Consider the following 24616-nt stretch of genomic DNA (forward strand, 5'->3'; position numbering starts at 1 on the left):
TCAGCTCTGGCCGAAGACGCGATTGAAAATCGTGTCCACATGCTTGGTGTGATAGCCGAGATCGAATTTCTCGCGAATGGTTTCTTCAGGCAGCGCCGCGCGAACTTCTTCGTCGGCAAGCAACTCTTCCAGGAAGTCTGCGCCGTGCTCCCACACCTTCATGGCATTGCGCTGGACGAGACGGTAAGAATCCTCACGCGATACGCCAGCCTGGGTGAGTGCCAGGAGAACGCGCTGGGAATGTACGAGCCCGCGGAACTTGTTCATGTTCTTCAACATGTTCTCGGGATAGATGACCAGCTTCTCAATGACGCCTGCCAGGCGGTTGAGGGCAAAATCCAGCGTGATCGTCGTATCGGGGCCAATGGCGCGCTCTACCGAGGAGTGGCTGATATCCCGCTCGTGCCACAGCGCAACATTTTCCATCGCGGGGACGACCGACATGCGCACCAGACGTGCAAGTCCGGTAAGGTTTTCCGTCAGCACCGGGTTGCGCTTGTGAGGCATGGCAGACGAGCCCTTCTGCCCCGGAGAGAAAAACTCTTCGGCTTCAAGAACTTCCGTACGCTGCATATGGCGGATTTCGATAGCGACATTCTCGATGGACGAGGCGATGACACCGAGTGTGGCGAAGAACATCGCATGGCGGTCACGCGGGATGACCTGCGTGGACACGGGCTCAGGCGACAGGCCGAGTGCCTTGCAGACATGCTCTTCAACCGAAGGATCGATATTGGCGAAGGTGCCGACCGCGCCCGAAATGGCGCCGGTGGCGATTTCTGCGCGGGCATTGACGAGGCGAGCGCGGTTGCGGTCCATCTCGGCATAGAAGCGGGCAAATGTCAGGCCCATCGTGGTCGGTTCCGCATGAATGCCGTGGCTGCGACCGATACGGACGGTATCCTTGTGCTCAAATGCGCGTGTCTTAAGGGCGGCAAGAACGCGGTCCATATCCGCAATCAACAGATCGGCGGCGCGAACCAGCTGGATGTTGAGCGTGGTATCCAGAACGTCCGATGACGTCATGCCCTGATGAACGAAACGGCTATCGGGACCGACAAATTCCGCCAGATGGGTCAGGAATGCGATCACGTCATGCTTGGTAACGGCTTCGATTTCATCGATACGGGCCACATCGAACTGGGCAGCGCCACCCTTTTCCCAGATCGTCTTGGCGGCATCCTTGGGAATGACACCGATTTCGGCCAGCGCGTCGCAGGCATGTGCCTCGATTTCGAACCAGATGCGGAACTTGGTTTCCGGCGACCAGATTGCGACCATTTCCGGTCTGGAATAACGAGGGATCATGGCAATGGCTTTCTTTGAGGAGGAATTTTTCTGCCCCTTTAGCAAAGTGTCCCAGCAATCTCAACGCATCGACACCGCCGAAAAATAGGGATGGGGCAGGGGCCGCCCTTTATTCTGTTCAATTACGGCCCTGTTCTGCCGAGGCACGCACCGCCGATACCATCTTGCGATAGTCATCCACGCCGTCACCTTTGAAAATAGCAGAACCCGCGACCAGCACATTCGCGCCCGCTGCGATCGCGCTTCCGGCAGTATCGATGGTAATTCCGCCGTCGACCTCAAGCTCAATCGGTCTGTCACCAATCATGGCCTTGGCCGCGCGGATCTTGTCCAGCATCGCGGGAATGAATTTCTGACCGCCAAAACCGGGATTGACGCTCATAATGAGGATGAGATCGACATCATCGAGCACATTTTCCAGTACCGACAGCGGCGTTGCGGGATTGAGTGTCACGCCGACTTTCTTGCCCAGAGAGCGGATCGTCTGTAGCGAACGGTGCAGATGAGCACCGGCTTCCGCGTGCACGGTAATGCCATCGCAACCGGCCTTGGCAAAAGCTTCAAGATAGGGATCAGCGGGCGCAATCATCAGATGGCAATCAAAGAAGGCCTGGCTGTGCGGACGCAGGGCCTTGATGACATCTGGCCCGAAGGAAATATTTGGCACGAAATGGCCGTCCATCACGTCCAGATGAATCCAGTCGGCTCCGGCTGCCGTAACATCGGCAACCTCTTGTCCGAGCTTCGCAAAATTGGCGGCAAGAATGGATGGGGCGATCCGCACGGGAAGAGACATCTGCAAAAGCTCCTGCACTAAAGGTCTTGCGGGCCTTTATCATCGATAGCCCGGATCAACAATCGTCATGCAACCGTTTGCGCCTAACGCTCAGCCCGGTCCACAGGAACAAACGCCGTTCCATTCCAACGCTGGAGACGATAAGGGTTTGCCTGCAATTCGTGGCGGTCGTTGAAGACGATCTGGCCGATGGCCGTTTCAAAAGCCGTGCCGATCATCAGCTCAGATGCGGGCTTGCCCTGCGCCTCGCTAAGCTCGACAAGCTTGGCTGTAATCTGTGTTGCGGCGTAGGCGGGCAGGGCGTAGCCCTCCGGCTCCACCTTTGCAGCCCGCAATGCGGCCACGGCATCCGCCGCCTGGGCTGCGAGGCTGTATTCCGGCAAGGTAACGGCCAGTACGCCCTCCTGAAGCGGGACGGGATTGTTTGCCGCGCGCATCGTGTCGCCTGAGAGGATGGTCAACGCCAATTTCTCGGTAGCGGCATCTCTGGCTATGACGGCAACATCATTGCGCTCGGCACCGACGAAAACATGGGTAATGCCGGTGCGGCCCAACCTGCGAACCAAGGCAATCTGTTGTTCCTGCGCGGGTCGCAAAGTATCCGTAAAGGTAGGCTTGAGACCGGATTCCTCGAGCTTGGACCTGATGCGGTCAACGAGTTCGCGGCCATAAATGGTCCCGTCATCGATCAGGCCGAATGAATGACCTTTCCAGTCACGCAGGATGACGTCAATCAGCGCAGACGACTCATCCATGTCGGAAGGGGCGAGACGGAAAAGCGGCCATCCGCGCTTGAGCGTATCTTCCATGAGGCCGGAGGCACGGCTGGACAGTGTGATGGCCGGGATTGCGGCATTCTTGAGGATTGGCAAAGCGTCGGCCAGTGTTTCCGTGCACAGAAAGCCAACGACGACGCTAACCTTGGCTGCGACCAGTCCATCGGCGATCGCGCCGCCGCTGCCCTCTTCGCAGCTTTCATGGATCTCCATCACATCGAGGCCAGCTTTTGTGGCTGCAACCCGCACGCCCTGGCGAACCTGCGCGCCGAGCATCTCATAGGCACCGCTCTGCGGCGCGACGATACCGATTGTCGCGGCACTTGCAGCACTGGCCAGACTTAGGCTTGCCGCGATGATGAGCAGGCGAAATAAATGCATAGACCGGATGTGTTCCTCTTCCTGTTCAGCGATGTTTATCGACACGCGACGGATTACAAAAGAGGAAATGCTGCCTAAATCACGCTTACAGGCTAAATCCTGGCGTATTTTCAGCGAGGTAGAGCAATTTCTACGACTGGGACCGACGATTGCGTAAATGCTGAAACGCATCCTTGGCGAAAAGCGACAGTGGCTGCGGAGGATCTTCCATGTCGAACCAGCCCATATCGGATAATTTTTCCGGCTCCATTAACCGCGCGTCGCCACGCACGTCATCTGTTACATAGATGAGGGAGAGCCAGTGCTGGCCATCTGCTGGAATGATCTGTTCGCTGACACAAAGCAGGTGAGTTTCACCGATCAAGAGACCAGTTTCTTCTTCGGCCTCTCTTTTTGCAGCGGTGGCGGCGGTCTCCATATGGTCAACCTTGCCGCCAACAATGCTCCAGTGTCCTGCTTCGGGCGGGTTCTCGCGCTTGTACAGCAGAACCTTCCCGCCACGCTGGATCAGAAGTCCGGCACCAACGCCGGGAAAATGCGTACCCGGTTTCACGGTCACGCCTTGGCGTTGGCCACGATCAGCATGAAGGCAGGAATATCGTCGCCGAAACCAACGGGTGTGGGGCCATCGTCGTGGTCGCGGTAGTGGCGGCGCCGTTCGCGATTATCGTCGTTCGCAGGCGGCGCGTTGTGGTTCCGCTCGAAATTGCGGGGGGCCTTCTCGTGCTTGCGCTCTGCCTTCAACTTTTCGCCTCCGTTGGCCGCAACATCGACGATTGCAGCTGGCTGAATGGGTTTTACTTCTGTTTCGATCTGCTCGGTAGGCTCACGACGATTTCTGTCGCGACCACGGCCGCGCTGTTCCTTTTCCTTGCCACGGCGCGGACGCTCGGAAGCAAAGCTTTCCATTGGCGCAGGCAGCGCAGTCAGGTCGCCATTCAGCCATTCAATCTTTTCATTGATCAGCTTCTCAATGGCGTCGAGATATTTCGTATCGCGACGGTTTACCAGCGTGAAGGCGGCACCGGAACGACCTGCACGTCCGGTACGGCCGATGCGGTGAACGTAGTCTTCCGCATGGATCGGAACGTCGAAGTTGAAGACGTGGCTGACATCGGGAATATCGAGACCGCGGGCAGCAACATCCGATGCAACGAGCAGCGTAATCTGATTGTCCTTGAAGCCCGCCAGCATCTTGGTGCGTGAATTCTGGTCCATGTCACCATGCAGTGCGCCGACCGAAAAACCGTGACGCTCAAGCGAACGGAAGAGATCGGCGACATCTTTCTTGCGATTGCAGAAGATTATCGCGTTCTTCAAATCCGTCTGGGCCTTGATCAGTTCGCGAAGAATCGCGCGCTTTTCATAGTCCTTGTCGTGTGTGGCAACGATGCGCTGCGTCACCGTCTTTGCCGTTGAGGAGGGCTTGGCAACCTCAATGCGCACAGGGTTCTGCAGGAAGCGATCTGCCAGCTTCTGGATTTCCGGCGGCATGGTTGCCGAGAAGAACAGCGTCTGACGGGTAAAGGGAATCATCTTGGCGATTCGCTCGATATCAGGGATGAAGCCCATGTCGAGCATCCGGTCCGCTTCGTCGATGACGAGGATTTCCACGCCGGTCATCAGCAGCTTGCCGCGCTCACAATGGTCGAGCAGGCGGCCGGGGGTGCAGATGAGAACATCGGCGCCACGTTCCAGCTTACGGTCCTGCTCGTCGAAAGAAACGCCGCCGATCAGAAGCGCAACGTTCAGCTTGTGGTTCTTGCCGTATTTTTCGAAGTTCTCGGCGACCTGGGCTGCAAGTTCCCGGGTCGGTTCCAGAATAAGGGTGCGCGGCATTCTTGCGCGCGCTCGGCCTTTTTCCAGAAGTGTCAGCATCGGCAGGACGAAGGAAGCAGTTTTGCCCGTGCCAGTTTGCGCGATGCCGCAAATATCGCGTCGTTCGAGTGCTGGCGGAATTGCGCCCGCCTGAATAGGCGTCGGCGTCGAGTAGCCGGCATCTTCGATAGCGGAAAGGACTTTTTGGCTCAGGCCAAGATCAGAGAATGTTGTCAAAGGAAAAACGGTTTCCGTGTTGGTTCGAAAAGAACACTTCGCTGTCACAACGGCGACGCCGCAGACTATAGCGGCGAGATAGGCCCAAATTGCCCGAAAGTCAAGGAAACAGGGATTTATCCCAAAATGATACATCCTGGCGAGACGAAAGCATTACGCCCCGCAATCGGTACGCTACTCGGGAAGAGGTGGCGCTCGTCCCTGCCTGTTACTGCAAGTATGTTTTCAATTCCGTCCCGGCGACAAGAAATCGCATCGGGTCAACAGGCGTATCGTTGAGCCGCACTTCATAATGAACGTGTGGCCCGGTTGAGCGTCCGGTGCTGCCAGCCCGACCAATGACGTCTCCAATGCTCACCTTTTCGCCTTGCCGGACCAGGATTTGCGAGAGGTGGCCGTACCGTGTCGTGATGCCTCGGCCGTGGTCCACTTCCACCATGTTGCCGTAACCACCTGAAAAACCGGCATTTATCACTGTCCCGGCACCGGTGGTCTGGACGTCTGCGCCGGTTTCGGCAACGAAATCCACACCTGCATGCAAGGCGAGCCGACCAAGAAAGGGGTCGATCCGATTTCCGAACTGACTTGAGATTTCCCGTCCGGGCGCAGGATTGCCGAAGGGCAGGGCGACCGCAGCGCCCCTGACCGTTTCCAGCCGGTTCAGTGCATTGTCGAGATTGCTCAGCGATGCTTCAAAGGTGTCAGCGCTGGCCGTTAGAGGCTCAACGAATGGTCCACCGACATTATCTTCCGTGTGCTCCTCGATTTTGATGCCGGTACGCCTGATGATATCGGCCATGGCATCCGCCTTGGTTTCGGCGCCCGTCGTCAGTGTGGCGATTCGGTTCAATTGGTCGCTTTCAACCCTGCTTAGCGAATCGATCATTCTTGAGAGGCTGCGGTCCGACAAGCGGTCGCTGCCAGCCGAGTAAGTCAGGCTGCCCTTCAATTCACTCGCTTTGCCGGTGGGAGCTATCAGGTTTTCGAGTGCGTTGCTGGCGCCGGAAGCGCTGGCGCGCTTGTCAGGGCTGAAGGCGTTTACAGGCGGGGCCTTGGCTTCACTTTCCATGAGGCCGGATTTCTCCGCTCGATCCATCAACTCGCTCATGCGCCCGTGGCGGGAGGTCAGGGCGCTTTGTTGCTGGAGCAGAAGCTCGACCTTTCGTTCCACGACCTGTTGATCCAGCAATTGCTTGGAGGTGACGCGGTCCACCTGCGCACGCAGGGCCGCGATGCGGTCTTCATATTCTCGCTGGATGCGGGACTGGCGGGCAATGGTTGCGCCAACCAGATCGTCACGCAAAATGAGGTAGGCCGTCGAGCCGATATAGCCGATACTCAGCAAGCCGGCGAGGCAAAGCGCGCTGGCTGCGAGCCAGGGGCGGATGGTGATGTGACGTACCTTTTCGCCGCTGGCGAGAATGAGGACGTGCTGTTGGCGCCGTTTGCCAAATGACAGGCTTTTACCCGCGTCCGTCAAAATTCCACCTCCGGCCAATTCGTCCTGAGGCAATAGTAATTTGTTAAGGTTAATGAAACTTTGACTTTCCCGTCAGCTTTGGCTGACAGCGGTGAGGGAACGATAAAAAGTGGGTGTAAGACCGGCTTCCGCACGCGCCAGATCATTAAAGGGCGGTTTCAATGGGCCGCGAAAATTGGCGCGAACGAGTTGGCGGAACGTTTCGGCAGGATCCTTCCGTTCCCGTGCGCAGAGAAAACGGAACCATTTTGCTCCGATCGCGACATGGCCTTTCTCGTCATTGTAGATGATGTCCAGAACGGCAGCACTTTCGAGATCGCCTGTCTCGCGCATTTTGGCCTGAAGAGAGGGCGTTACATCCAACCCGCGCGCCTCCAGGATCAGGGGCACGACCGCAAGCCGAGCGGTGAGGTCGTTGCGTGTAGCGTGGGCTGCCTGCCAAAGGCCATCATGCGCTGGCAGATCTCCGTAGTCCGCCCCAAGGTCTCTCAATCGCTGGCGGACCAGCTTGAAGTGCTTGGCTTCTTCAAAAGCCACCTGCATCCAGCCATCGAAAAATGAGTGCGGGACAGGCTCGCTAGCATAGCGCGCGACGATATCCAGAGCGAGATCAACGGCATTGAGTTCGATATGGGCGATGGCGTGCAGAAGTGCGATCCGGCCTTTGAGGCTATGCAGGGAGCGTCGCTCGACGGCTGTAGGTGCGACGAGTTCCGGCTTGTCAGGCCTGGCGGGACGGTCCGGCAACTTCGGGTCCAAGGGAGAGCGCAATGATATCCGTCGCTCGAACCAGCGCGTTGCAACATCCTGTGTCAATGCGGTTTTGCGATCAAGATCGGCGCAGGCGATGGCTTCGCTTGCGCCGCCTCGCAGCGATATCGGGGCAGACGGCATTACAGCGCTCGGATTGCCTCGAGAACGATCTGGGCGTGGCCTGCTGGCTTTACCTTGTTCCAGACCTTCGCGATCTTGCCATCGGGTGCAATCAGATAGGTCGTGCGTTCAACGCCCATGTATTTCTTGCCATACATGCTCTTTTCCTTCCACACGCCATAGGTCTCCAGAACAGTCTTCTCCTCGTCGGAGGCAAGCATGACGGTAAGCGCGTGTTTTGCCGCAAACTTGTCGTGACTTTTCACAGAGTCCGGGGAAATGCCAATGACGACTGAGTTTGCAGCCTCGAAATCGGCTCCCATCGCGCTGAAATCGAGCGCCTGAACCGTGCAGCCGGATGTGTCATCCTTGGGGTAGAAATAAAGCACGACCGCCTTGCCTTGAAGGCTTGCAAGATTGATCTCACCGCCGCCGTTTCTGGGAAGGGTAAAATCCGGAGCCTTATCGCCGATTGCCAAATCTGTCATGGGTGACCTTTCTTTCGCCGGATTGTTGAGTACATGGGCCAGTATTGGATATATACCGAATAAGAGCGTCGTCCAGTCTTGTGACGAGTCACGCGGTGTGATTGGTTCGTCCCGTCACGTCGATAAGGCCCTGATTTCCATCATGGCCGGGGCAATTCCAGGAGCAAGCACAGACGAATGGCGGAAATTCGTGGCGAAAAGGTCAGCTTCAGCAAGCGCGAGATAACGCCGCTGCACGAGATGCCTTCTGCGCAGGTGGAAGATCCCATCATTGTTCATTGTCCGGCGCCGCGTTCCATGATGCGGACGCTGTTCAAGGTCTTTGCGGCCATGCTCGTGCTGGCCTTCATTTCGGTGGGCGGCATCATCCTGTCTGTCGAGACGGGCTCGATCGATGCAACACTTTCAAAGCAGGCAAAGCAGGCGCTCGAACATGCGCTCGGCTCCCGTTACGAGGCGCGGATCGGCTCTACCACCGTGCGCTTTGCATCCGGCTTTCATCTGGCCCTCGTGGCGCAGGATGTGGATATCATCGAGCAGGATACCGGCCTGCATCTCAGCCGTGCACGTGCCATCGGCATGGCACTTGATCCACTTGCCCTGATCACCGGACGTGTTTCCGTTCAAAGTCTCGAAGCTACCGGCATGGAGCTCGATACGGCTTTGCTTCCGAAGGGCCAGGCGCTCGACTGGGCAAAATTTCGCGTCGCTGACGTGCCGTCTTACCTGGAACTCGTTTTCACCGAACTGGATCGTTTCGCGGTGGCTTTCGAACGCAGCGGGACCGAGGAAATCGATCTTTCCGATATCGCCATCCGGCTCCCACCAAAGGAGAATGGCCAGCCGCGCGTGATTTCGTTGCGAGAACTGTCGCTGGTGCCGGATGGACAGGGCGGTTATTCGCTGGATGGCAATGTCGCATTCAACGGCGAGGTCGCGACCCTTTCCCTGAGCGCCAAAGGCGCAAGCGGTGTTATTGACGGCTTTTCCGCCCGCCTGGATGGCTTCGACATCGGGCCATTGGTGGAGCAGCACGACCCGGAAGGGCTCATGCATCAGGGGCTCAACGTCAAGGCCGGCCTCGACATCGTCGGCAACAGAAAGGTCGCAGACCAGCAGCCGTCGCTGGGTGTGTCAATGGGTGTAGGCGATGGCAAGCTCTACATCGGCGGCGACGCTCAGACGGTGACGAGCGGCCTGATCAAGGCACGTTATGATTTTGACAACAACGTGATTGCCGTAGAGGATTCGCAACTGACGCTGGGCCAGACAATTTTGCCCCTGCGTGCGCAGATCCGCGACAGCGCGGCCGGTTTCGACCTCGCGCTGCGCATGTCGCAGGCAACAGCAATTGCCGAAGGCGGAGGCGAGCCACCGGTTACCTTCGATCTCAATGCCGACGGTACCTTTGACAAGACGACGCGCCGTCTGGACGTGCCTGCGCTCTACGTGAAAAGTCCACTCGGCGACATGGCGGGTTCGCTCAAGGTCCATTTCGTCGGTCAAGGGTCTCCCGAGATCAGCTTTGGCGGACAGATTGCCAAGATGGAGGCCACGGCGGTCAAACAGCTCTGGCCGTTCTGGATGGCGCGCAAGGCACGCCCATGGGTGGTTGCAAACCTTTTTGGCGGGACGGTCAGAAACGGATCGATTGCCGTCTTCATCCCCGAGGGAAGAATGTGCGGGCCGGGCTGCCCGCTGGAGCTTGCCGCCAGTGAATTGCAGATCAAATTCGACGTAGACGATACGCGCCTGAACGTCGCGGGCGACATACCGCCGTTGCGCGACGCCTCCGCCCACTTCGAGCTTGTCGGCGAAAGGATCGATGTCGATATCAGGAAGGCGACGTCGTATTTTCCATCCGGTCGCACGCTTGAGCTCCAAAACAGCCACTTCTCGATCAATTCGGTCTATGAGAAGCCGCTGATGGCCGATCTCGACCTGAATGTCTCAGGCGCTGCGGATGCCGTTGCCGAACTCGCCTCGTTCAAGCCGATCAATGCGTTGAAGGATTCCGAGTTCAAGCCCGAGGATTTTTCAGGGCCGGTTACTGCCAATGCGAAACTGACCATCGGCCTGCTTGCCAGCCAGCAGCCACCCGCGCCGGAATGGACAGCAAAGCTTGATCTGGACGGTGTTTCTCTCACAAGGCCATTTGCAGGTCGAAAGGTCTCGGCAATCGACGGACCTCTTTCTGTCGACAAGGATGCCCTCAGCCTCAAGGGCAAGGCGCATATCGACGATGTGCCAATGGAGCTTGAACTGGTTCAGCCGACGCGCAAAGCGAGCACGGTGCCGAAGCAAATGGTGCTGAAGGCGACACTGGAACCAGGCCATATCGCAAAACTGGCACCAGAACTGACGAAAATCCTGGGTGGCACCACGCTGCTTGAGCTTAACGGTTCTGACCCTCATCATCAAACTGTGAAGCTCGACCTCTCCAATGCCTCCATCATTTTGCCGGGCATAGGCTGGACGAAGGGTGCCGGTATTCCGGCAGGCGCATCCTTCGTGATGGACACGGTCGATGGTAAAACGTCGATCAGTGACTTCTCGTTGAAGGGCGATGGCTTCGGTGCAGCCGGTGAACTGAGCTTCGACAAGAGCGGGCTGACGGCTGCGAATTTCTCGCGCTTCCAGCTTTCCCCGCAGGACGATTTTGCCGTGTCGATTTCCTCGGCGCGTAAGAATTACACGATCAATGCAAGCGGAAAGTCGGCGGACCTTCGTCCACTCGTTGCAAAGCTCCGGAGTTCCAGCGGCAAGGCTGGTAGTCCGGCAGCTGCCGGTGAAAGTGATTTCGGTTCCTTTTCGGTCAAGGCGCAACTCGACAAGATCTATGGTTTCAATGATGAGGTCATGAGCAATGTCAGTGCCGACGTCAATCTACGCGAAGGCAAACTGCGGACGGTCGATCTCAAGGCTGTCACCAGTCGTGGACAGGCGGTCGTGGTGCAGACCACCAATCGTGGAGACGGTGGCACAATCAATCTTACCACCAGCGACGCAGGTTCTTTCGCCCGCTTCACCAATCTATACTCACGCGTGCGTGGCGGCTTGCTGAATCTGGCGCTGACAACAGCCAATGGCAATGACTGGAGCGGGTCGCTGGATCTGAGAAACTTTGCGGTTCTCAACGAAGCAAAACTTCAGGACATCGTGGCGACGCCGACGGGAGAGGACGGGCGCAGCCTCAACACTGCCGTCAAACGCAACATCGATGTGAGTTCGGAGAAGTTTCAGCGCGGTTTTGCACGGGTGGTTTACGTCAACGGTACGCTTGCTCTTGAAAACGGCGTCGTGCGCGGAGAGCAGATCGGAGCGACCTTCCAGGGAATCGTCAAAGACCAGAACGGCAACATGGATATGACCGGTACCTTCATGCCGGCCTATGGCCTCAACCGCCTTTTTGGCGAACTGCCTTTCATCGGCATCTTTCTCGGAAACGGCCGCGACCGCGGACTTCTGGGCATTACCTTCAAGCTAACCGGCCAGACGGATACGCCACGTCTGGCAATCAATCCGCTCTCGCTGATCGCGCCGGGCGTTTTCCGTCAGATCTTCGAATTCCAGTAAAAAAAGGGGCCGCGCGATGCGGCCCCGTCTATCAGCAATGGCAAAATGCCATTCTGTTCTGCCACGGCTGCTTTGCTGAAAAAAGTTGAAAAAACAACTTGATATCAATCGCGCCGCTGTTAGTTCCCGTTCCCGTTCCCGTTCCCGTTCCCGTTCCCGTTCCCGTTCCCGTTCCCGCCATTGCCATGGCCGCCACCGTGTCCGCCGTCGTCGCCGGAGCCATTGCCGCCGCCGCCGTGACCGCCGTGCCCACCTCCGCCGCCGGAGCCGTGACCACCGCCGCTGCCGCCGTGACCTCCGCCATTGCCATGACCGCCACCGCTGCCGTGACCGCCGCCGCCATTGCCGTTGCCGCCACCGTTACCGTTGCCGCCACCGTTACCGTTGCCGCCACCGTTACCGTTGCCGCCGCCATTGCCGTTGCCGCCGCCATTGCCGTTGCCGCCGCCATTGCCGTTGCCGCCACCGTTGCCGTTGCCGCCACCGTTGCCGCCGCCGTTACCGTTACCGTTGCCGCCACCGTTGCCGTTGCCACCGCCGCCGCCGCCACCGTCGCCATTGCCGCCGCCGCCACCGCCGCCGCCGCCGCCGCCGCCGCCATTGCCGCCGCCGCCATTGCCGCCGCCGCCGCCATTGCTGCCGCCGCCGTTATCGCCGCCACCGCCGCCTCCGCCGTTATTTCCCCCGCCCTGATTTTGACCGCCGCTGCCCGAGGTGCCGCTTCCGCCGCTCCTGCCGGACCGTGAGCCTCTGTCATTCCTGTCGCTGTCTCCCTGCCTGCCGGTCACGGTCTGGATCGTGGCTGTTGGCTTGCAGAGAGCATATTCCAGGGTGCCAGGTTTGGCCCGGTCACAGCGTTGCACACGTGTTTGCGCTCCCACCAGTGCAGTGCTGGACAGCAAGATTGCAATACACGAAAACACAGTTGTTATCTTACTGCTCATGATAGTCCTCCTAAAGTGATCGCAAAAAACGTCACGATAAAAGGTTATGTTACTTAAAAATAACCCGCAATATATCATATATACTGTCACTGTTATGGGCTAGTACGAAATAGGTAAGCAGTATTTGCTAGTAATTTCTGCAATTTTACATCGGTTGTTTGGAGTATTTACTCGTTTTTCTGTCTTTCCAGATTCGGCAAATCGAAAGCGGGCCGGCGCGTCGGTTCGTCTGTGTTGAATGCGTCTCAATGGGCTACGTTAATTTTATTTTGAAATTTTGGGCTAATCATGCAATTGGGTGGCGCAAGGCGCGTTCAAAGGTGTTGTTGGTTTCAGCGTCGGCTTCGGCTTTGGCGTAGTTTGGTCCACCTTCAGTGTAATGCCTAGTTTCATAAGCGAGCGGGACACCTGTGGAGTCCCCGTCATTTCAGGCAATATTGAAGGACGTGGCATGATCAAAAAGATTTCTGTTCTGGCTTGCGCGTTGATTGGCGCATCAAGCTTAAATGCGCCTGCATTTGCGGGGCAACTTCAAGCAACGCGCGCCATTTCGGCGCCAGAAGGCTTCTCATCGGCCTGTCAGCGTTACAGCTGGTTGTGCTCCTCCAGAGGCGGCGCAACCATGAGCGATGACAAGGCGTTGGAGTTGCTCTCGCGGGTTAACCGCAAGGTCAATTCCTCAATTCGTCCGGCAGAAGACAGTGCCGTTTATGGTCGAAGCAATTACTGGTCGATGCCAGAAGGCGGGCGAGGCGATTGCGAAGACTATGCAATGGCCAAAACCAAGGCGCTGCTGGATGCCGGATTTCAAGCGAGCAAGATGGCCGTCTCGGTCGTGCTGGATGGCGGCGGCAATAATCACGCCGTGCTATTGGTTCGCCTGTCCGGGGGGGATTTCGTTCTCGACAGCCTGACAAGCACGATCAAACCGTGGGATCAAACGGGCTATACATTTCTCGCGCGTCAGAAATTCGACCACAAGGCCGCCTGGGAAGTCATTTTGTCGGGACCTCGCGCCAAGCAATTCAACGAGATCTAGCGACGTCCTGAAGCTGGCACGTCTGCAACGGGGCGCTGTCTTTATTGATTGCGCAGTGTCAACTTGTCCGTCTGCATCTGAAGCGAGCCGAGGGTGGACAGGAATGTCATCCCCAGCAAACTCTGCTCAAGCTGTCCGTCTTGCGCGACCAGCGCTGAAACGTTGCGCCTGACGATTGGACCAATGGCAATTTCTGACAGGCGAACGGGCGCGACGGACGTGCGGCCATTGGCTGTCATGACGGAAACCGTATAGGCCAGATTGTTCACGTCGATGCCCACGGCTTCGGCATCGCTTTTTGAGAGAACGACGGAACTCGCGCCGGTGTCGACCAGCATGTGAACTGGTACTCCATTGACCAGGGCATCGGTTTGGAAATGCCCGCTCATGGACTTGTTGAGAATGACTTCCTGCGTGCCGTCCTGCGCCGTGACAACGACCGCACGACCCGGTATCAGCCCCGCCAGAAGCGTTTCACCAAAACGTTGGAAATCATAGCGATACAGATAGGCTGAGACGAGGCCGAGGATGATGACGAGCCAGATGGCAAGCTGGCGTATGACTGTCGCCAAGCCTCCGCGGTTACCTGCCAATATACCGACAGAGAGAAGGGCCGCGATGGGAAGCAGATAGACCGCTTCTCCGAATTGATCATTGTTGATGCCGAATGTCTGGCCGCTTTCGTGGTTGAAGATGAGCAAGGCCAGGCCTATTCCCATCAAAAGAAAAACGAAGGTCAGCCTGTTCATGCGCAAACGGTCTCCTCGCCACTCATTGTGTCTCGCGCTGCGGATCGCTGAGTAAGGTCGTCCATGATCCGGCGGCGCTGCTGGCTGCTGTAACCTGACCAGGCCATGATTTCCTCTATCGTGCGGTAGCAACCATCACAGAGCCCATCAACGGGATCGAGCGAGCAGATATTTATACAAGGCGTTTCCATCAAACCTATATCTGACCTTCAGGCAAAGAGAGCAAGTGAGGCCAGCATCACGATCTCTGTGATCTGCTGCGTTGCGCCAATTGTATCACCGGTATGACCATCGATCTTGCGTTTGCAGAACCGGCTGAAAAGGTAGGTCGCAGCAATTGATGCGGCAAGAGCGGCTACACAAGCTTTGAGGGAGATAAAGGGCAGGGCAATCAGGATTGCGGCAGCGAAACCGAAGGCGAGGGCGATTTTGGCCTCCGCCTTGCCGGGCCGTCCTGCAGCAACCGCAATGCCTGCCTCCTTTGCCGGCGGCAGAGATTGCCAGTGCCACACCATCAAAGCGCGGCTCACGCAGGCTGTTGCTAGCAGAATCGCTGCCACGGAAAGCGCCGAGGCCTCTCGGACAAGGGCAGCCAGACACGCCGCTCTGATGACAAAGGACGAAATGAGGGCCATGGCACCATAGGTGCCGATGCGGCTGTCCTTCATGATTGCGAGGGCTCTCGCCTTGTCGTGACCGCCGCCGAAGCCATCTGCCGTGTCGGCAAGGCCGTCTTCATGCAAGGCGCCCGTCACAAGGGTCGCCACCACCAGCACGATGACGGAAATGACGAGCGCATCGGCACCGGTCGAGGCAAGGCAGGAGGCGAGAATGGCAATTGGCAGGGTGATGAAGAGACCAGCCAAGGGAAATGCCCCGGCAGTCTCTGCTATGCTTCGCTGCGGTCCTTCAAAGAAGATATCATGCACCGGAATGCGGCTGAGAAAGCTCACGGAACGCATCGCATCGTTCAGAAATTCACCGGCCCGCAATCGCATCTCCAACAGTTGAGGCGGCGCATGTCGTATTTGAGGTTGTTCCTCTTCGCGTCCCCGATTATGAGAGGCGCAACAAACCCCGATTTGCTGGAAAACACAAGCGTCCGGCGCGACCAGAAAGACCGATATCATGAGCATGAGCGGATTGCCCTTTGATGATTTTCGTACGCTGCTTCGAGACCTGCCGGGACCGGATACGCACGCTCTCGTGGCTGCCAAGGAGCGCAATGCGCAACTGACAAAGCCTGCTGGATCGCTCGGACGTCTTGAGGAAATCGCCATGTGGCTGGCGGCCTGGACGGGGCGTGCACCCGCAGTCAACCGTCCGCTCGTGGCGATCTTTGCTGGCAATCATGGCGTGACCCGTCATGGTGTCACGCCCTATCCGTCTTCCGTGACGCAGCAGATGGTGGAAAATTTTGCCGCTGGCGGTGCCGCGATCAACCAGATCTGCGTGGCAAATGACCTTGGGCTCAAGATATTCGATCTCGCACTGGACTATCCAACCGGCGACATCACGTGCGAGCCGGCCCTTTCCGAGCGCGATTGTGCAGCCACCATGGCGTTCGGCATGGAAGCGATTGCGGGTGGCACAGACCTTCTTTGCATCGGCGAAATGGGCATCGGCAACACCACGATTGCGGCTGCGATCAATCTTGCTCTGTATGGCGGCAGCGCCGAGCAGTGGACCGGCCCGGGCACGGGCTCTGAAGGCGAGGTTATGGCCCGCAAGATTGCAGCGGTGAAGGCGGCTGTGGAATTCCACAAGGACCACCTTTCCGACCCGCTGGAAATCATGCGGCGTCTTGGTGGTCGTGAGATCGCGGCTATGGCAGGGGCCATTCTTGCTGCACGCGTTGAAAAGATTCCGGTCCTGATCGATGGTTATGTCGCTACCGCTGCGGCGGCCTTGCTCAAGGCTGCGAACCCGGCTGCGCTCGACCACTGCCTCATCGGCCATGTTTCCGGCGAGCCTGGCCATCTGGCCGCAGTCGAAAAGCTGGGCAAGACCCCGTTGCTGGCCTTGGGCATGCGACTTGGCGAAGGCACAGGTGCCGCGCTTGCCGCAGCTATCGTCAAATCTGCCGCCGCGTGCCATTCTGGCATGGCGACATTTGAAATGGCGGGTGTCGATACTCGCCGAGATAACTGACCCGGCCATGGATAACGCTCCATTCACGCCTTCACCAGAGCCGGCTTTCCGCAAGGAAACCGGTTTTCGGCATCTCTTTGCTGCTGCGCGCTACTCCGCGCAGGGGCTGGCGCGTTTGTGGAAGGAAGCCGCATTTCGTCACGAGGTGCTGGCATTCGGCGCCGGGCTGGTACTGCTGGGCGTGATCGGAGCGCCACTGGCGCATTATCTGATCTTTTCGGTGCTGATGCTTCTGCTGTTTTCCGTCGAGGCGCTGAACACCGCGATCGAAGAAATTGTAGATCGCGTTTCGCCGGAGTTTTCTTCCGCCGCACGCAACGCAAAGGATCTCGGCTCGTTCGCGGTTTTCTGTCTGCTGCTCGCCAATGGCGGCTTCGTGCTGTTCTCGCTTGTCAGCACGTTGTTCTTTTCACCCGTAACGCTGTAAGCGCCCGTAACGCTTTAAGCAAATGAGCGTTTGCGCGGCTGTACGAGTGTAACATCCTCGACTGCGGGAATGCTTTGCAGAACGCGCTTTGCGGGCAGAATGGCGATGACTTCCGTGCCTTCACGCAGTCTCGACTTCAAAACGAACTGACCATCATGCTTGGCCAGAATTGCCTGAACGATTGGCAGACCCAGGCCGGTGCCCTGTTCCGCACTCTTTATCGCAATTGAGCCCTGACCGAAGGCGGATAGAACGATCGGGATTTCTTCCTCGGGAATGCCGGGGCCATTGTCCTTGATGGACACATATTGTCCACCACCTGCGGTCCAGCCCGCCTTGATGGTGATTTCGCCGCCCTGGGGGGTGAACTTCACTGCGTTGGACAGCAGGTTAAGGACGACCTGGCGGATGGATTTTTCATCTGCCCAGACCTGCGGAAGGCTGGTCTCGAATTGCTGCGAAATGCGGATATTCTTGGCGCGCGCGCGCAACTGGATCATGCCCACGCAATCTTCTGCGATTTCAAGAAGCGCTATTGCTTCTTCATGGAGGTCGTAGCGGCCTGCTTCAATGCGCGAAAGATCCAGAATCTCGTTGATGAGATCGAGAAGATGCTGGCCGGAGCGATGAATGTCGCCGGAATATTCCTTGTAGAGCGGATTGTTGAGCGGCCCCAGAACCTCAGACGCCATGACTTCGGAAAAGCCCAGGATAGCGTTTAGTGGTGTCCGAAGTTCGTGCGACATGGAGGCCAGAAAGCGGGATTTGGCCATATTGGCTTCTTCCGCCCGTCTACGCGCCTCGTCTGACATGGACTTGGCGACTTCCAGTTCGGCAATCAGGTCGTCCTTTTCCGATTGGAAGGAGAGAAGCTTGATGCTGGATTGATAGAGGCGTTTGGTCACATGGTTGCAGAACAGCATGGCCAACGAGAACATCAAGGCCAGACCGATATCCAACGGATTGCGAGAAAACACCGCCGTTACGCCGAGCGCGACCAGAACAGGCAGAAAGGTCATCAGCGTCGCACGCCGCAACAAAACGTTAGACGATGCGGTGATGGAAAGCGCAATCAGCAGCGTAGCGCCCTTGTAGAACATGATGAGCGATGCGTCGCCCGGCTCTATCTTCTGAATGGCAAACAGAACCCAGACCAGCCCTATGACGATCTGCGTGCCCAGGAAGATGTTGTTCCAGCCTGCTAGATTTGCGGGCGTGAGTTCCTGTCGCGATGCACGACGGGCAAACAGCAAAGAAATTGCGTGGATCGTCAGCGCCAGAAGCGACCAGCCCAGGATTTGCGGATCTCGGCTGATGTAAATGCCAACGCCAGTGGCGAGCACGATGAACAGCGGCATGATCGTGGCGCTTTGCAGTGTTTCTGCAATGTGCATCTGGAGCATGTCGCGCTCGAATGCATTGACGCTGATCGGGCCATACTGAAGTCGCTCACGGGTCGATTTGACCGTATCGAACACAGCCTTGTTGCGTCGCGTCCGGGACCGGTCGACGATATTCTTGTCGGCAGTGGTGCTGGCGTTCTTACTCATGACACAACGCATTTCATCTAAAGACTTGCAGCCTAGTGGCAAAATCTTAAGAAGATGCTGATGTGAAAGGATTTGTTTGCCATCTATAACAAGGATTTGTTGTTACATGCGACGAAAGTCAGGCAGAGCCTTCCGATTGAAGGACGGCATCATCGCCGCGCTTATCCTTATGATGGGCACATTGATCGCCGCGAAGCTGGATGGTCTCGGTCAGGAGCGTTTTTCAGGTCGTTTTTACGCCGTGGATGGTGATACGCTTTCCCGCAGTGACGACCGTTTTCGTCTGGTCGGCGTCGATGCTCCGGAATTGCAGCAGACCTGTGGACGTGGCGAGCGGCAATGGCCCTGCGGCGCAGAGGCGAAGGCTTATCTCGCAACGCTCCTGAAGCGCGATGTTGTAGAATGCTCCGGCAACAAGCGCGATCGTTATAAACGTCTTCTCGTGCGGTGTTCGGTCGAGGGCAGGGATGTGGCCGCGGACCTCGTCGCTGCGGGTTTTGCCGTCACGACCGAATATTTCCTGTTTTCGGAAGAACAGGCGCTGGCGCAATCGGAAAGGGCGGGCATCTGGTCTGGACCTTTCATGCAGCCCAGAGACTGGCGGCGTGAGCACAAGGCTGCGGAGATGGATGCGCCGTTTGCAGGGTTTCTTTCCCTGGTCCGTCATTTGCTGGGATGGTAAGACAGGAAATGACGGGGACTTCACAGCAGGATGACGAATTAATAGCCGCACTGCGTCGCGATATCAGCGGCTGTCGAATTTGCCGCGACGTGCCATTGAAGGGCGAGGGTGACCGTCTGCCGCATGAACCGCGTCCCGTCGCCGTTATCTCGACCAAGGCACGGATACTGATTGCCGGTCAGGCGCCGGGCTTAAGGGTTCATGAAAGCGGGTTGCCATTCAATGATGCGTCCGGCAAGCGGCTGCGCGAGTGGATGGACGTAAGCCGTGACGAATTTTACGATTCAGACCGCTTTGCAATTGTCCCCATGGGGTTCTGTTTTCCGGGCTATGACGCGAAGGGATCTGACCTGCCGCCGCGGCTCGAATGTGCGCCTCAATGGCGTGAGACCGTGCTCGACGCCATGCCGCAGATAGAGCTCGTCCTTGCCGTTGGGCAATATGCGCAGGCGTGGCATCTGGGCGCGGGCAGAATGAAGACAATGACCGAAACCGTCCATAACTGGCGAAACTATTTCCTTGTCAATCAAGGGATTCCGGTCCTGCCGCTTCCGCATCCAAGCTGGCGAAACAGCGCTTGGCTCAAGAAAAATCCATGGTTCGGCGAGGAAATGTTGCCGGTGCTGAGACGATGTGTGGACAGATTGACGCGCTGAAACAAAATTCTTTTTTTCAGTTTTTTTTAGTGTAAATAGAGGAAAATAATTCCGGAGGAGAATGGATTGGACCGCCTCGATCGAAAAATACTTCGTATTCTGCAAGAAGACTCCACTTTGGCTGTCGCCGATCTGGCAAAGAAGGTGGGTCTCTCCACCACGCCATGCTGGCGGCGTATTCAGAAGATGGAAGAGGACGGCGTTATCCGTCGCCGTGTTGCCATTCTGGATGCTGCCAAGGTCAACACCAAGGTCACCGTCTTCGTTTCGATCAGAACCGCGTCGCACTCCATCGAATGGCTGAAGCGCTTCTCCGAAGTGGTCTCGGAATTTCCTGAAGTGGTCGAGTTCTACCGCATGAGCGGCGATGTGGATTATCTGCTGCGGGTCGTCGTGCCTGATATCGCTGCCTACGACGCTTTCTACAAGCGGCTCATCGCCAAGATCGAAATTCGCGATGTGTCTTCCGTGTTCGCGATGGAGCAGATCAAATACACGACCGAACTGCCGCTTGATTACATGCTGCTGGATAATCCGAAGTCCGGCGAAGAGTGAAACAGAAAAGGCGCGCTGGTGGCGCGCCTTAGCACTGCTGACGAAGCTCTTTCAAGGATTGAGAACTTTGTCACCGGCATTCCGGCCTTGAGCCCTAATCCAGCTGCGCCGCGGTGGCGGCGCAAACAGCCTTCATCAGCCGTTCAGCTTCGCGATCACGAGATGACCAGGCGTCGGGTGGCCTTCCTGCATTCTGACATTGATGTCGGTAACTTCGACAACGTCAAAACCCGTGGATGCCAGGCGTTCGCGGATATAGGCCTCTGAATGCGCAAAGCGCTGATGGGGGCCGACCATATAGGCGCGGCCTGCCAGAACCTCATCCGGTAGCGTTTCTGATGAAAACACAAAGATGCCGCCCTCTACCATGTTTTCAGCTGCTCCGAAGAAGAGCGGCTCCAGGGCGCCGAGATATGGAAGAACGTCCGTGGCCGTGATCAGATCGAAGGGCTCGTCGTCATTGTCTTCCAGAAAATCCTCGACCTCTGCTACGTAAAGCGTCTCATAGAGATCCTTTTCATGGGCGATTTCGACCATGTTTTCTGAGAGATCGATACCGGTAATGTCGGCCGCCATATCGCGCAAGGCCTCGCCTGTAAGCCCCGTGCCACAGCCCAGATCGAGCATCCGTTTGAACGAGCCCAACTCCAGAGCCTGGAGGCGCTGCCGCACGATCATCGGTACCGCATAGCCCAACTGTTCTACAAGAATATCCTCGAAGGCTTCCGCCTGCTGGTCGAACAGCGTCTCAACATAGGCGTCCGGTGCCTTTGGTGGCGTTTCCCCGCGACCCATGGCGGCAATGCGAACCGCAGCGCCGCCATGATCCTCGGGATCAATGGCCAGAACCTCTTCGTAAGCCTTTACCGCAGCGTCGATATCGCCAGCCTTTTCTAAGGCTAGAGCGCGGTTATAGGCTTCGGCCAGAGCCTCTTCATCGACCTTCTGGTTCTTCATCATTGCACGCTTCCGGGCTTCGTCAGGGTTTTGACGCCTGCTTAGTCGCCAATTCCTTCAGGTGCAATGCTTGATTTGACTCAATGAAGAATGAACTCTCCTTTGAGCGAACGCCATTCCTGCGCGGATATCAGCTGGCGGTGGACATATCGAACGGAGTGGAGTGGGCCGTCCAGCTTTTCCTTCCAGAACTTGAGAAAGCCCTTCATCTCGGGGAAGTCCGGCGCGATATCGTAATGTTGCCACAGGTAGGTCTGCAAGACCGTCGGATGATCGGGCATGTGATACAGAATTTCGGCCGTGGTCACGCCGTAGCCCTTCATCATCATTTCCATATCTTTGTTCATTGCATCTGCTCCCGTCGTTGGTGGTCGCCGATACCGAGAGGTATCACTTGCAATGGGAACATGAGATGATTAACCCAAGCTTGACAAGAACACGGGTTGTCACAATTTTGTAAAATAAAATCAGTGTGTTAGCAGCGTTTTTGGGTGAGTGCTGCCAACGGTTTAGCGAATGAGATGGCGGGTGAGGCGGGCTTCGAGATACGCCCAGGTGTGGCGTAAAATCTCGACCATCGAAAGGTAGAAGATGGCCGCCCAAAGATAAGCCTGATAATCGAAGGTGCGCGAGAACGCGTAGCGTGTCTGACCCATCAGGTCATAGACAGTCACGATGGATACGACAGCCGACCCTTTGATCATCAGGATGATCTCGTTTCCGTAGGGACGCAATGCGACGATGAGCGCCTGCGGCAGGATGATCTTGAAGAAGGTCACAGGCTTGGAGATACCGAGCGACGCCGCACCCTCCAACTGGCCTTTCGGCACACTCTGGATAGCGCCTCTAAGTATCTCCGCTTGATAGGCAGCGGTGTTGAGCGTCAGCGAGAGGAGCCCGCAATACCATGCCTCCCGGAAGAACCACCAGAGACCGACGGCTTCCATCTCTGGCCGGAAACTGCCTAGCCCGTAGTAGATGAGGAAGAGCTGCGCCAGCAACGGAGTGCTGCGGAATACATAGACGTAGGCATAGGACAATGTGTTCAAGACACGATTTCTGGACATCCGCGCAAAGGCGATAGGTGCGGACAGAAGCGCGCCGATGAAGATGGACGCTCCTACCAGCGTAATCGTGGTGATAAGGCCATCGATGTAACGCGGGCCATAGCGCGTGAACTTGTCCATGTCCCAGCCGGCAAACATGCTGTAGGCAAGTCCGAGCGCGAGAAGCAGCCAAAGGCCAGCAACAGAAACGCCGATAACCTTCGAAAGGGACAGCGACTTGACCGGGGCTGGCGGGGCCGGGCGGGGCGGGATGAGGTGTTCGGCGTGGCTCATCGCGGCACCTCCGAGCGCCGGGACCAACGGTCGATGAAGCCCAGGCCGAAGGAAGAGATAAGCGCAAGGATCAGATAGAGCAGGCAGGCAATGCCGTAGAAAAAGAATGCCTCTTTGCTCACCCGTGCGGCAATGCCGGTCTGGCGCAGAATGTCTGATAGCCCGATGATGGACACATAGGATGTATCCTTGAGCAGGATCATCCAGAGGTTCGTCATTCCCGGCAGGGCAATCCGAACGAGTTGCGGGATGATGATGAGCACCATCGTGCGATTGCGTGGCATTCCCAGCGCGTCGCCAGCCTCATATTGCCCCTTGGGAATGGCGCGGAATGCTGAAAGCAGAACTTCCGCCGCATAGGACGAAAAAACCACCGAGAGGGCAATCATCCCGGCCACGAAGGCATTGATTTCGATGGGGCCGGTGATGCCGATATAGCCTCCAGCCGACTGCAACAGCATCTGGATGCCGTAATAGACGATGAAGAGTGTGAGCAGTTCCGGAAGACCCCGGAAAATCGTGGTGTAAATGCCGGCAGCCAGGCGAAGCGATTTTTCTTCGGATTGAGCCGCAAGGGCAATCAGAAACCCGATGATGAGCCCGACCGGTAGCGTCGCAAGTGCCACAGATATTGTGATCTTGACGCCGAAGGCAATTTCATCGCCCCAGCCCGCATCGCCACAGGCAACGAGTGTTCCGTTGCCGAAAAGAGAGAAGATGCCGACCGGTCCGCAGAATGGATCCAAGAGATGAGTGAGATAGGTCCAGAACGAACCTATGGCGGAAAGTGCTCCGCTCATGCCAATTTCCCCTGCGGACTTTGCCGCGCTTCTCGTATTGTTTTATTACCCTGTTCTCAAACAAAAATGGCGGAAGGGCAAGCCTTCCGCCACAATATTCAACAAACAAATCGCTTACTTGCCGTAAACGTCGAAGTCGAAATACTTGTCGTTGATCTTCTTGTATTCGCCGTTTGCGCGAATCGCGGCGATGGCGGCGGTCAATTTGTCAGCCAGCGCCTTGTCGCCCTTACGAACGGCAATCCCTGCACCCTGGCCATTGATGGCCTCGTCAACCGGCATCGGCGTCAGGATCTTGCAGCAGCTGCCAGCATCGGATTTGACCCATTCCGAGAGCACAACGATATCGTCGATAACGCCATCGATACGGCCGTTGGTGATGTCGAGCTTGTACTCGTCAGCCGTTGGGTAAAGCTTGAGCTCGGAATCGGCAAGATGCTTTTCGGCATAGTTGGCGTGGGTGGTGGAACCCTGTGCGCCGATGGTCTTGCCCTTCAGCTCTTCGACGGACTTGATCGGCGAGTCTTTCGGTACGGCAATGGCGGGCGGGGTGTTGTAGTATTTCTTGGAGAAATCAACTTTCTCAAGGCGCTCAGGCGTGATCGACATCGAAGCAACGATGGCGTCGAACTTCTTGGCCTGCAATGCAGGTATGATGCCGTCCCAGTCGTTGGTGACGAATGTGCACTCTGCCTTCATCTCAGTGCAAAGCGCCTTGGCGATATCGATGTCGAAACCGGTCAAGGTGCCGTCTGCTTCAAGAACGTTGAAGGGTGGGTAGGCGCCTTCCGTGCCAATGACCAGCTTGTCCTGCGCCATGGCGGCACCGGAGAAAAGCGACATCGCGGCAATCGATGCAGCAGCAAGCAGACGGGTGGAAATACGCATTTCGATCCTCTCTTTCGGCGAGTCTTCCGCACGGTTTGTTTCTTTTTTCCGGGCGGTAAATGTTTCGCGACGCCGCTATCTGGGTAACGCTGGCGGCAGCGCTTGGCGGATAGTCTTATCCTTGTCGTGAAAATGCAACCCTAAT

The 24616-nt window shown here is 57.1% G+C and carries 25 protein-coding genes; 8 read left to right on the forward strand and 17 right to left on the reverse strand.

All coding sequences use genetic code 11. The features are described from left to right. From purB to bcp, 8 genes are all read right to left on the reverse strand, one after another. Positions 1-1308, reverse strand: coding sequence for an adenylosuccinate lyase (gene purB / locus QRN85_RS11515; protein WP_062587162.1), 1308 nt, complete (start codon positions 1306-1308; stop codon positions 1-3). A 118-nt stretch (positions 1309-1426) separates the two neighbouring features. Further along, complete coding sequence (gene rpe, locus QRN85_RS11520) at positions 1427-2104, reverse strand: ribulose-phosphate 3-epimerase (RefSeq protein WP_284758105.1); 678 nt, start codon at positions 2102-2104, stop codon at positions 1427-1429. Between the two features lie 83 nt (positions 2105-2187). Next, positions 2188-3261, reverse strand: coding sequence for a branched-chain amino acid ABC transporter substrate-binding protein (locus tag QRN85_RS11525; protein ID WP_284758106.1), 1074 nt, complete (start codon positions 3259-3261; stop codon positions 2188-2190). A 130-nt stretch (positions 3262-3391) separates the two neighbouring features. Beyond that, on the reverse strand, positions 3392-3814 hold the full coding sequence (locus QRN85_RS11530) for an NUDIX domain-containing protein (protein WP_284758108.1): 423 nt from the start codon (positions 3812-3814) through the stop codon (positions 3392-3394). 2 nt (positions 3815-3816) lie between these two features. Beyond that, positions 3817-5316, reverse strand: a complete 1500-nt coding sequence (locus QRN85_RS11535; RefSeq protein ID WP_062587165.1) for a DEAD/DEAH box helicase — start codon at positions 5314-5316, stop codon at positions 3817-3819. A gap of 208 nt (positions 5317-5524) precedes the next feature. After that, complete coding sequence (locus QRN85_RS11540; protein WP_284758111.1) at positions 5525-6796, reverse strand: M23 family metallopeptidase; 1272 nt, start codon at positions 6794-6796, stop codon at positions 5525-5527. Between the two features lie 72 nt (positions 6797-6868). Then, positions 6869-7690, reverse strand: a complete 822-nt coding sequence (locus QRN85_RS11545) for a ferritin-like domain-containing protein (protein WP_284758113.1) — start codon at positions 7688-7690, stop codon at positions 6869-6871. Then, positions 7690-8157 (reverse strand): thioredoxin-dependent thiol peroxidase, encoded by a 468-nt coding sequence (gene bcp / locus QRN85_RS11550; RefSeq protein ID WP_284758115.1) that lies wholly within the window; start codon positions 8155-8157, stop codon positions 7690-7692. Before bcp ends, QRN85_RS11545 begins: the two co-directional genes overlap by 1 nt. 177 nt (positions 8158-8334) lie before the next feature. Here bcp and QRN85_RS11555 point away from each other — a divergent pair, with 177 nt between their 5' ends. From QRN85_RS11555 to QRN85_RS11565, 3 genes are all read left to right on the forward strand, one after another. Continuing rightward, positions 8335-11733 (forward strand): YhdP family protein, encoded by a 3399-nt coding sequence (locus tag QRN85_RS11555; protein WP_284758117.1) that lies wholly within the window; start codon positions 8335-8337, stop codon positions 11731-11733. Between the two features lie 98 nt (positions 11734-11831). Further along, positions 11832-12479 carry a hypothetical protein gene (locus tag QRN85_RS11560; protein WP_284758119.1) on the forward strand — a complete coding sequence of 216 codons (648 nt, stop codon included), beginning with the start codon at positions 11832-11834 and terminating at the stop codon, positions 12477-12479. Between the two features lie 496 nt (positions 12480-12975). Then, positions 12976-13716: a transglutaminase-like cysteine peptidase gene (locus tag QRN85_RS11565; RefSeq protein WP_284758121.1), complete on the forward strand. Its 741-nt coding sequence runs from the start codon at positions 12976-12978 to the stop codon at positions 13714-13716. Between the two features lie 41 nt (positions 13717-13757). Here QRN85_RS11565 and QRN85_RS11570 read toward each other — a convergent pair whose 3' ends face one another. The 3 genes from QRN85_RS11570 to cobS are packed head-to-tail and all read right to left on the reverse strand — an operon-like array spanning position 13758 to position 15457. Beyond that, a complete protein-coding gene (locus QRN85_RS11570) occupies positions 13758-14465 on the reverse strand; it encodes a retropepsin-like aspartic protease family protein (protein ID WP_284758123.1) in 708 nt (235 codons plus the stop codon). Beyond that, positions 14462-14656 (reverse strand): DUF1289 domain-containing protein, encoded by a 195-nt coding sequence (locus tag QRN85_RS11575; protein ID WP_113098585.1) that lies wholly within the window; start codon positions 14654-14656, stop codon positions 14462-14464. The genes QRN85_RS11570 and QRN85_RS11575 overlap by 4 nt, the downstream gene beginning before the upstream one ends. A gap of 18 nt (positions 14657-14674) precedes the next feature. After that, positions 14675-15457 (reverse strand): adenosylcobinamide-GDP ribazoletransferase, encoded by a 783-nt coding sequence (gene cobS, locus QRN85_RS11580; RefSeq protein WP_502870764.1) that lies wholly within the window; start codon positions 15455-15457, stop codon positions 14675-14677. 136 nt (positions 15458-15593) lie between these two features. Here cobS and cobT point away from each other — a divergent pair, with 136 nt between their 5' ends. Both cobT and QRN85_RS11590 read left to right on the forward strand, forming a co-directional pair. Further along, positions 15594-16616, forward strand: a complete 1023-nt coding sequence (gene cobT, locus QRN85_RS11585; RefSeq protein WP_112963428.1) for a nicotinate-nucleotide--dimethylbenzimidazole phosphoribosyltransferase — start codon at positions 15594-15596, stop codon at positions 16614-16616. A 7-nt stretch (positions 16617-16623) separates the two neighbouring features. Beyond that, entirely contained in the window at positions 16624-17043 is a 420-nt protein-coding gene (locus tag QRN85_RS11590; RefSeq protein WP_284758126.1) for a diacylglycerol kinase, read from the forward strand. Between the two features lie 14 nt (positions 17044-17057). Here QRN85_RS11590 and QRN85_RS11595 read toward each other — a convergent pair whose 3' ends face one another. Beyond that, positions 17058-18593, reverse strand: a complete 1536-nt coding sequence (locus tag QRN85_RS11595) for a sensor histidine kinase (RefSeq protein WP_062589854.1) — start codon at positions 18591-18593, stop codon at positions 17058-17060. A gap of 106 nt (positions 18594-18699) precedes the next feature. Here QRN85_RS11595 and QRN85_RS11600 point away from each other — a divergent pair, with 106 nt between their 5' ends. The 3 genes from QRN85_RS11600 to QRN85_RS11610 all read left to right on the forward strand — a co-directional run bounded on the left by QRN85_RS11600 (position 18700) and on the right by QRN85_RS11610 (position 20486). Further along, the gene (locus tag QRN85_RS11600; protein WP_284758127.1) at positions 18700-19275 is read left to right on the forward strand and encodes a thermonuclease family protein; all 576 of its coding nucleotides are present in this window, start codon (positions 18700-18702) and stop codon (positions 19273-19275) included. Between the two features lie 8 nt (positions 19276-19283). Beyond that, positions 19284-19931: a uracil-DNA glycosylase family protein gene (locus tag QRN85_RS11605; RefSeq protein WP_284758128.1), complete on the forward strand. Its 648-nt coding sequence runs from the start codon at positions 19284-19286 to the stop codon at positions 19929-19931. A 66-nt stretch (positions 19932-19997) separates the two neighbouring features. Next, complete coding sequence (locus QRN85_RS11610) at positions 19998-20486, forward strand: Lrp/AsnC family transcriptional regulator (protein ID WP_062589852.1); 489 nt, start codon at positions 19998-20000, stop codon at positions 20484-20486. 135 nt (positions 20487-20621) lie between these two features. Here QRN85_RS11610 and QRN85_RS11615 read toward each other — a convergent pair whose 3' ends face one another. The 5 genes from QRN85_RS11615 to QRN85_RS11635 all read right to left on the reverse strand — a co-directional run bounded on the left by QRN85_RS11615 (position 20622) and on the right by QRN85_RS11635 (position 24471). Further along, positions 20622-21446 carry a class I SAM-dependent methyltransferase gene (locus QRN85_RS11615; RefSeq protein ID WP_113093221.1) on the reverse strand — a complete coding sequence of 275 codons (825 nt, stop codon included), beginning with the start codon at positions 21444-21446 and terminating at the stop codon, positions 20622-20624. Positions 21447-21523: 77 nt separating this feature from the next. Further along, the gene (locus tag QRN85_RS11620) at positions 21524-21790 is read right to left on the reverse strand and encodes an usg protein (protein ID WP_112963432.1); all 267 of its coding nucleotides are present in this window, start codon (positions 21788-21790) and stop codon (positions 21524-21526) included. Positions 21791-21952: 162 nt separating this feature from the next. Further along, entirely contained in the window at positions 21953-22783 is an 831-nt protein-coding gene (locus QRN85_RS11625) for an ABC transporter permease (protein WP_284758134.1), read from the reverse strand. Next, positions 22780-23583: an ABC transporter permease gene (locus QRN85_RS11630; RefSeq protein ID WP_112963434.1), complete on the reverse strand. Its 804-nt coding sequence runs from the start codon at positions 23581-23583 to the stop codon at positions 22780-22782. The genes QRN85_RS11625 and QRN85_RS11630 overlap by 4 nt, the downstream gene beginning before the upstream one ends. A 114-nt stretch (positions 23584-23697) precedes the next feature. Further along, a complete protein-coding gene (locus QRN85_RS11635) occupies positions 23698-24471 on the reverse strand; it encodes an ABC transporter substrate-binding protein (protein WP_062589847.1) in 774 nt (257 codons plus the stop codon). Positions 24472-24616: the final 145 nt, after the last annotated feature.

The organism is Agrobacterium sp. fls2-241-TYG-188a (genome assembly GCF_030209845.1).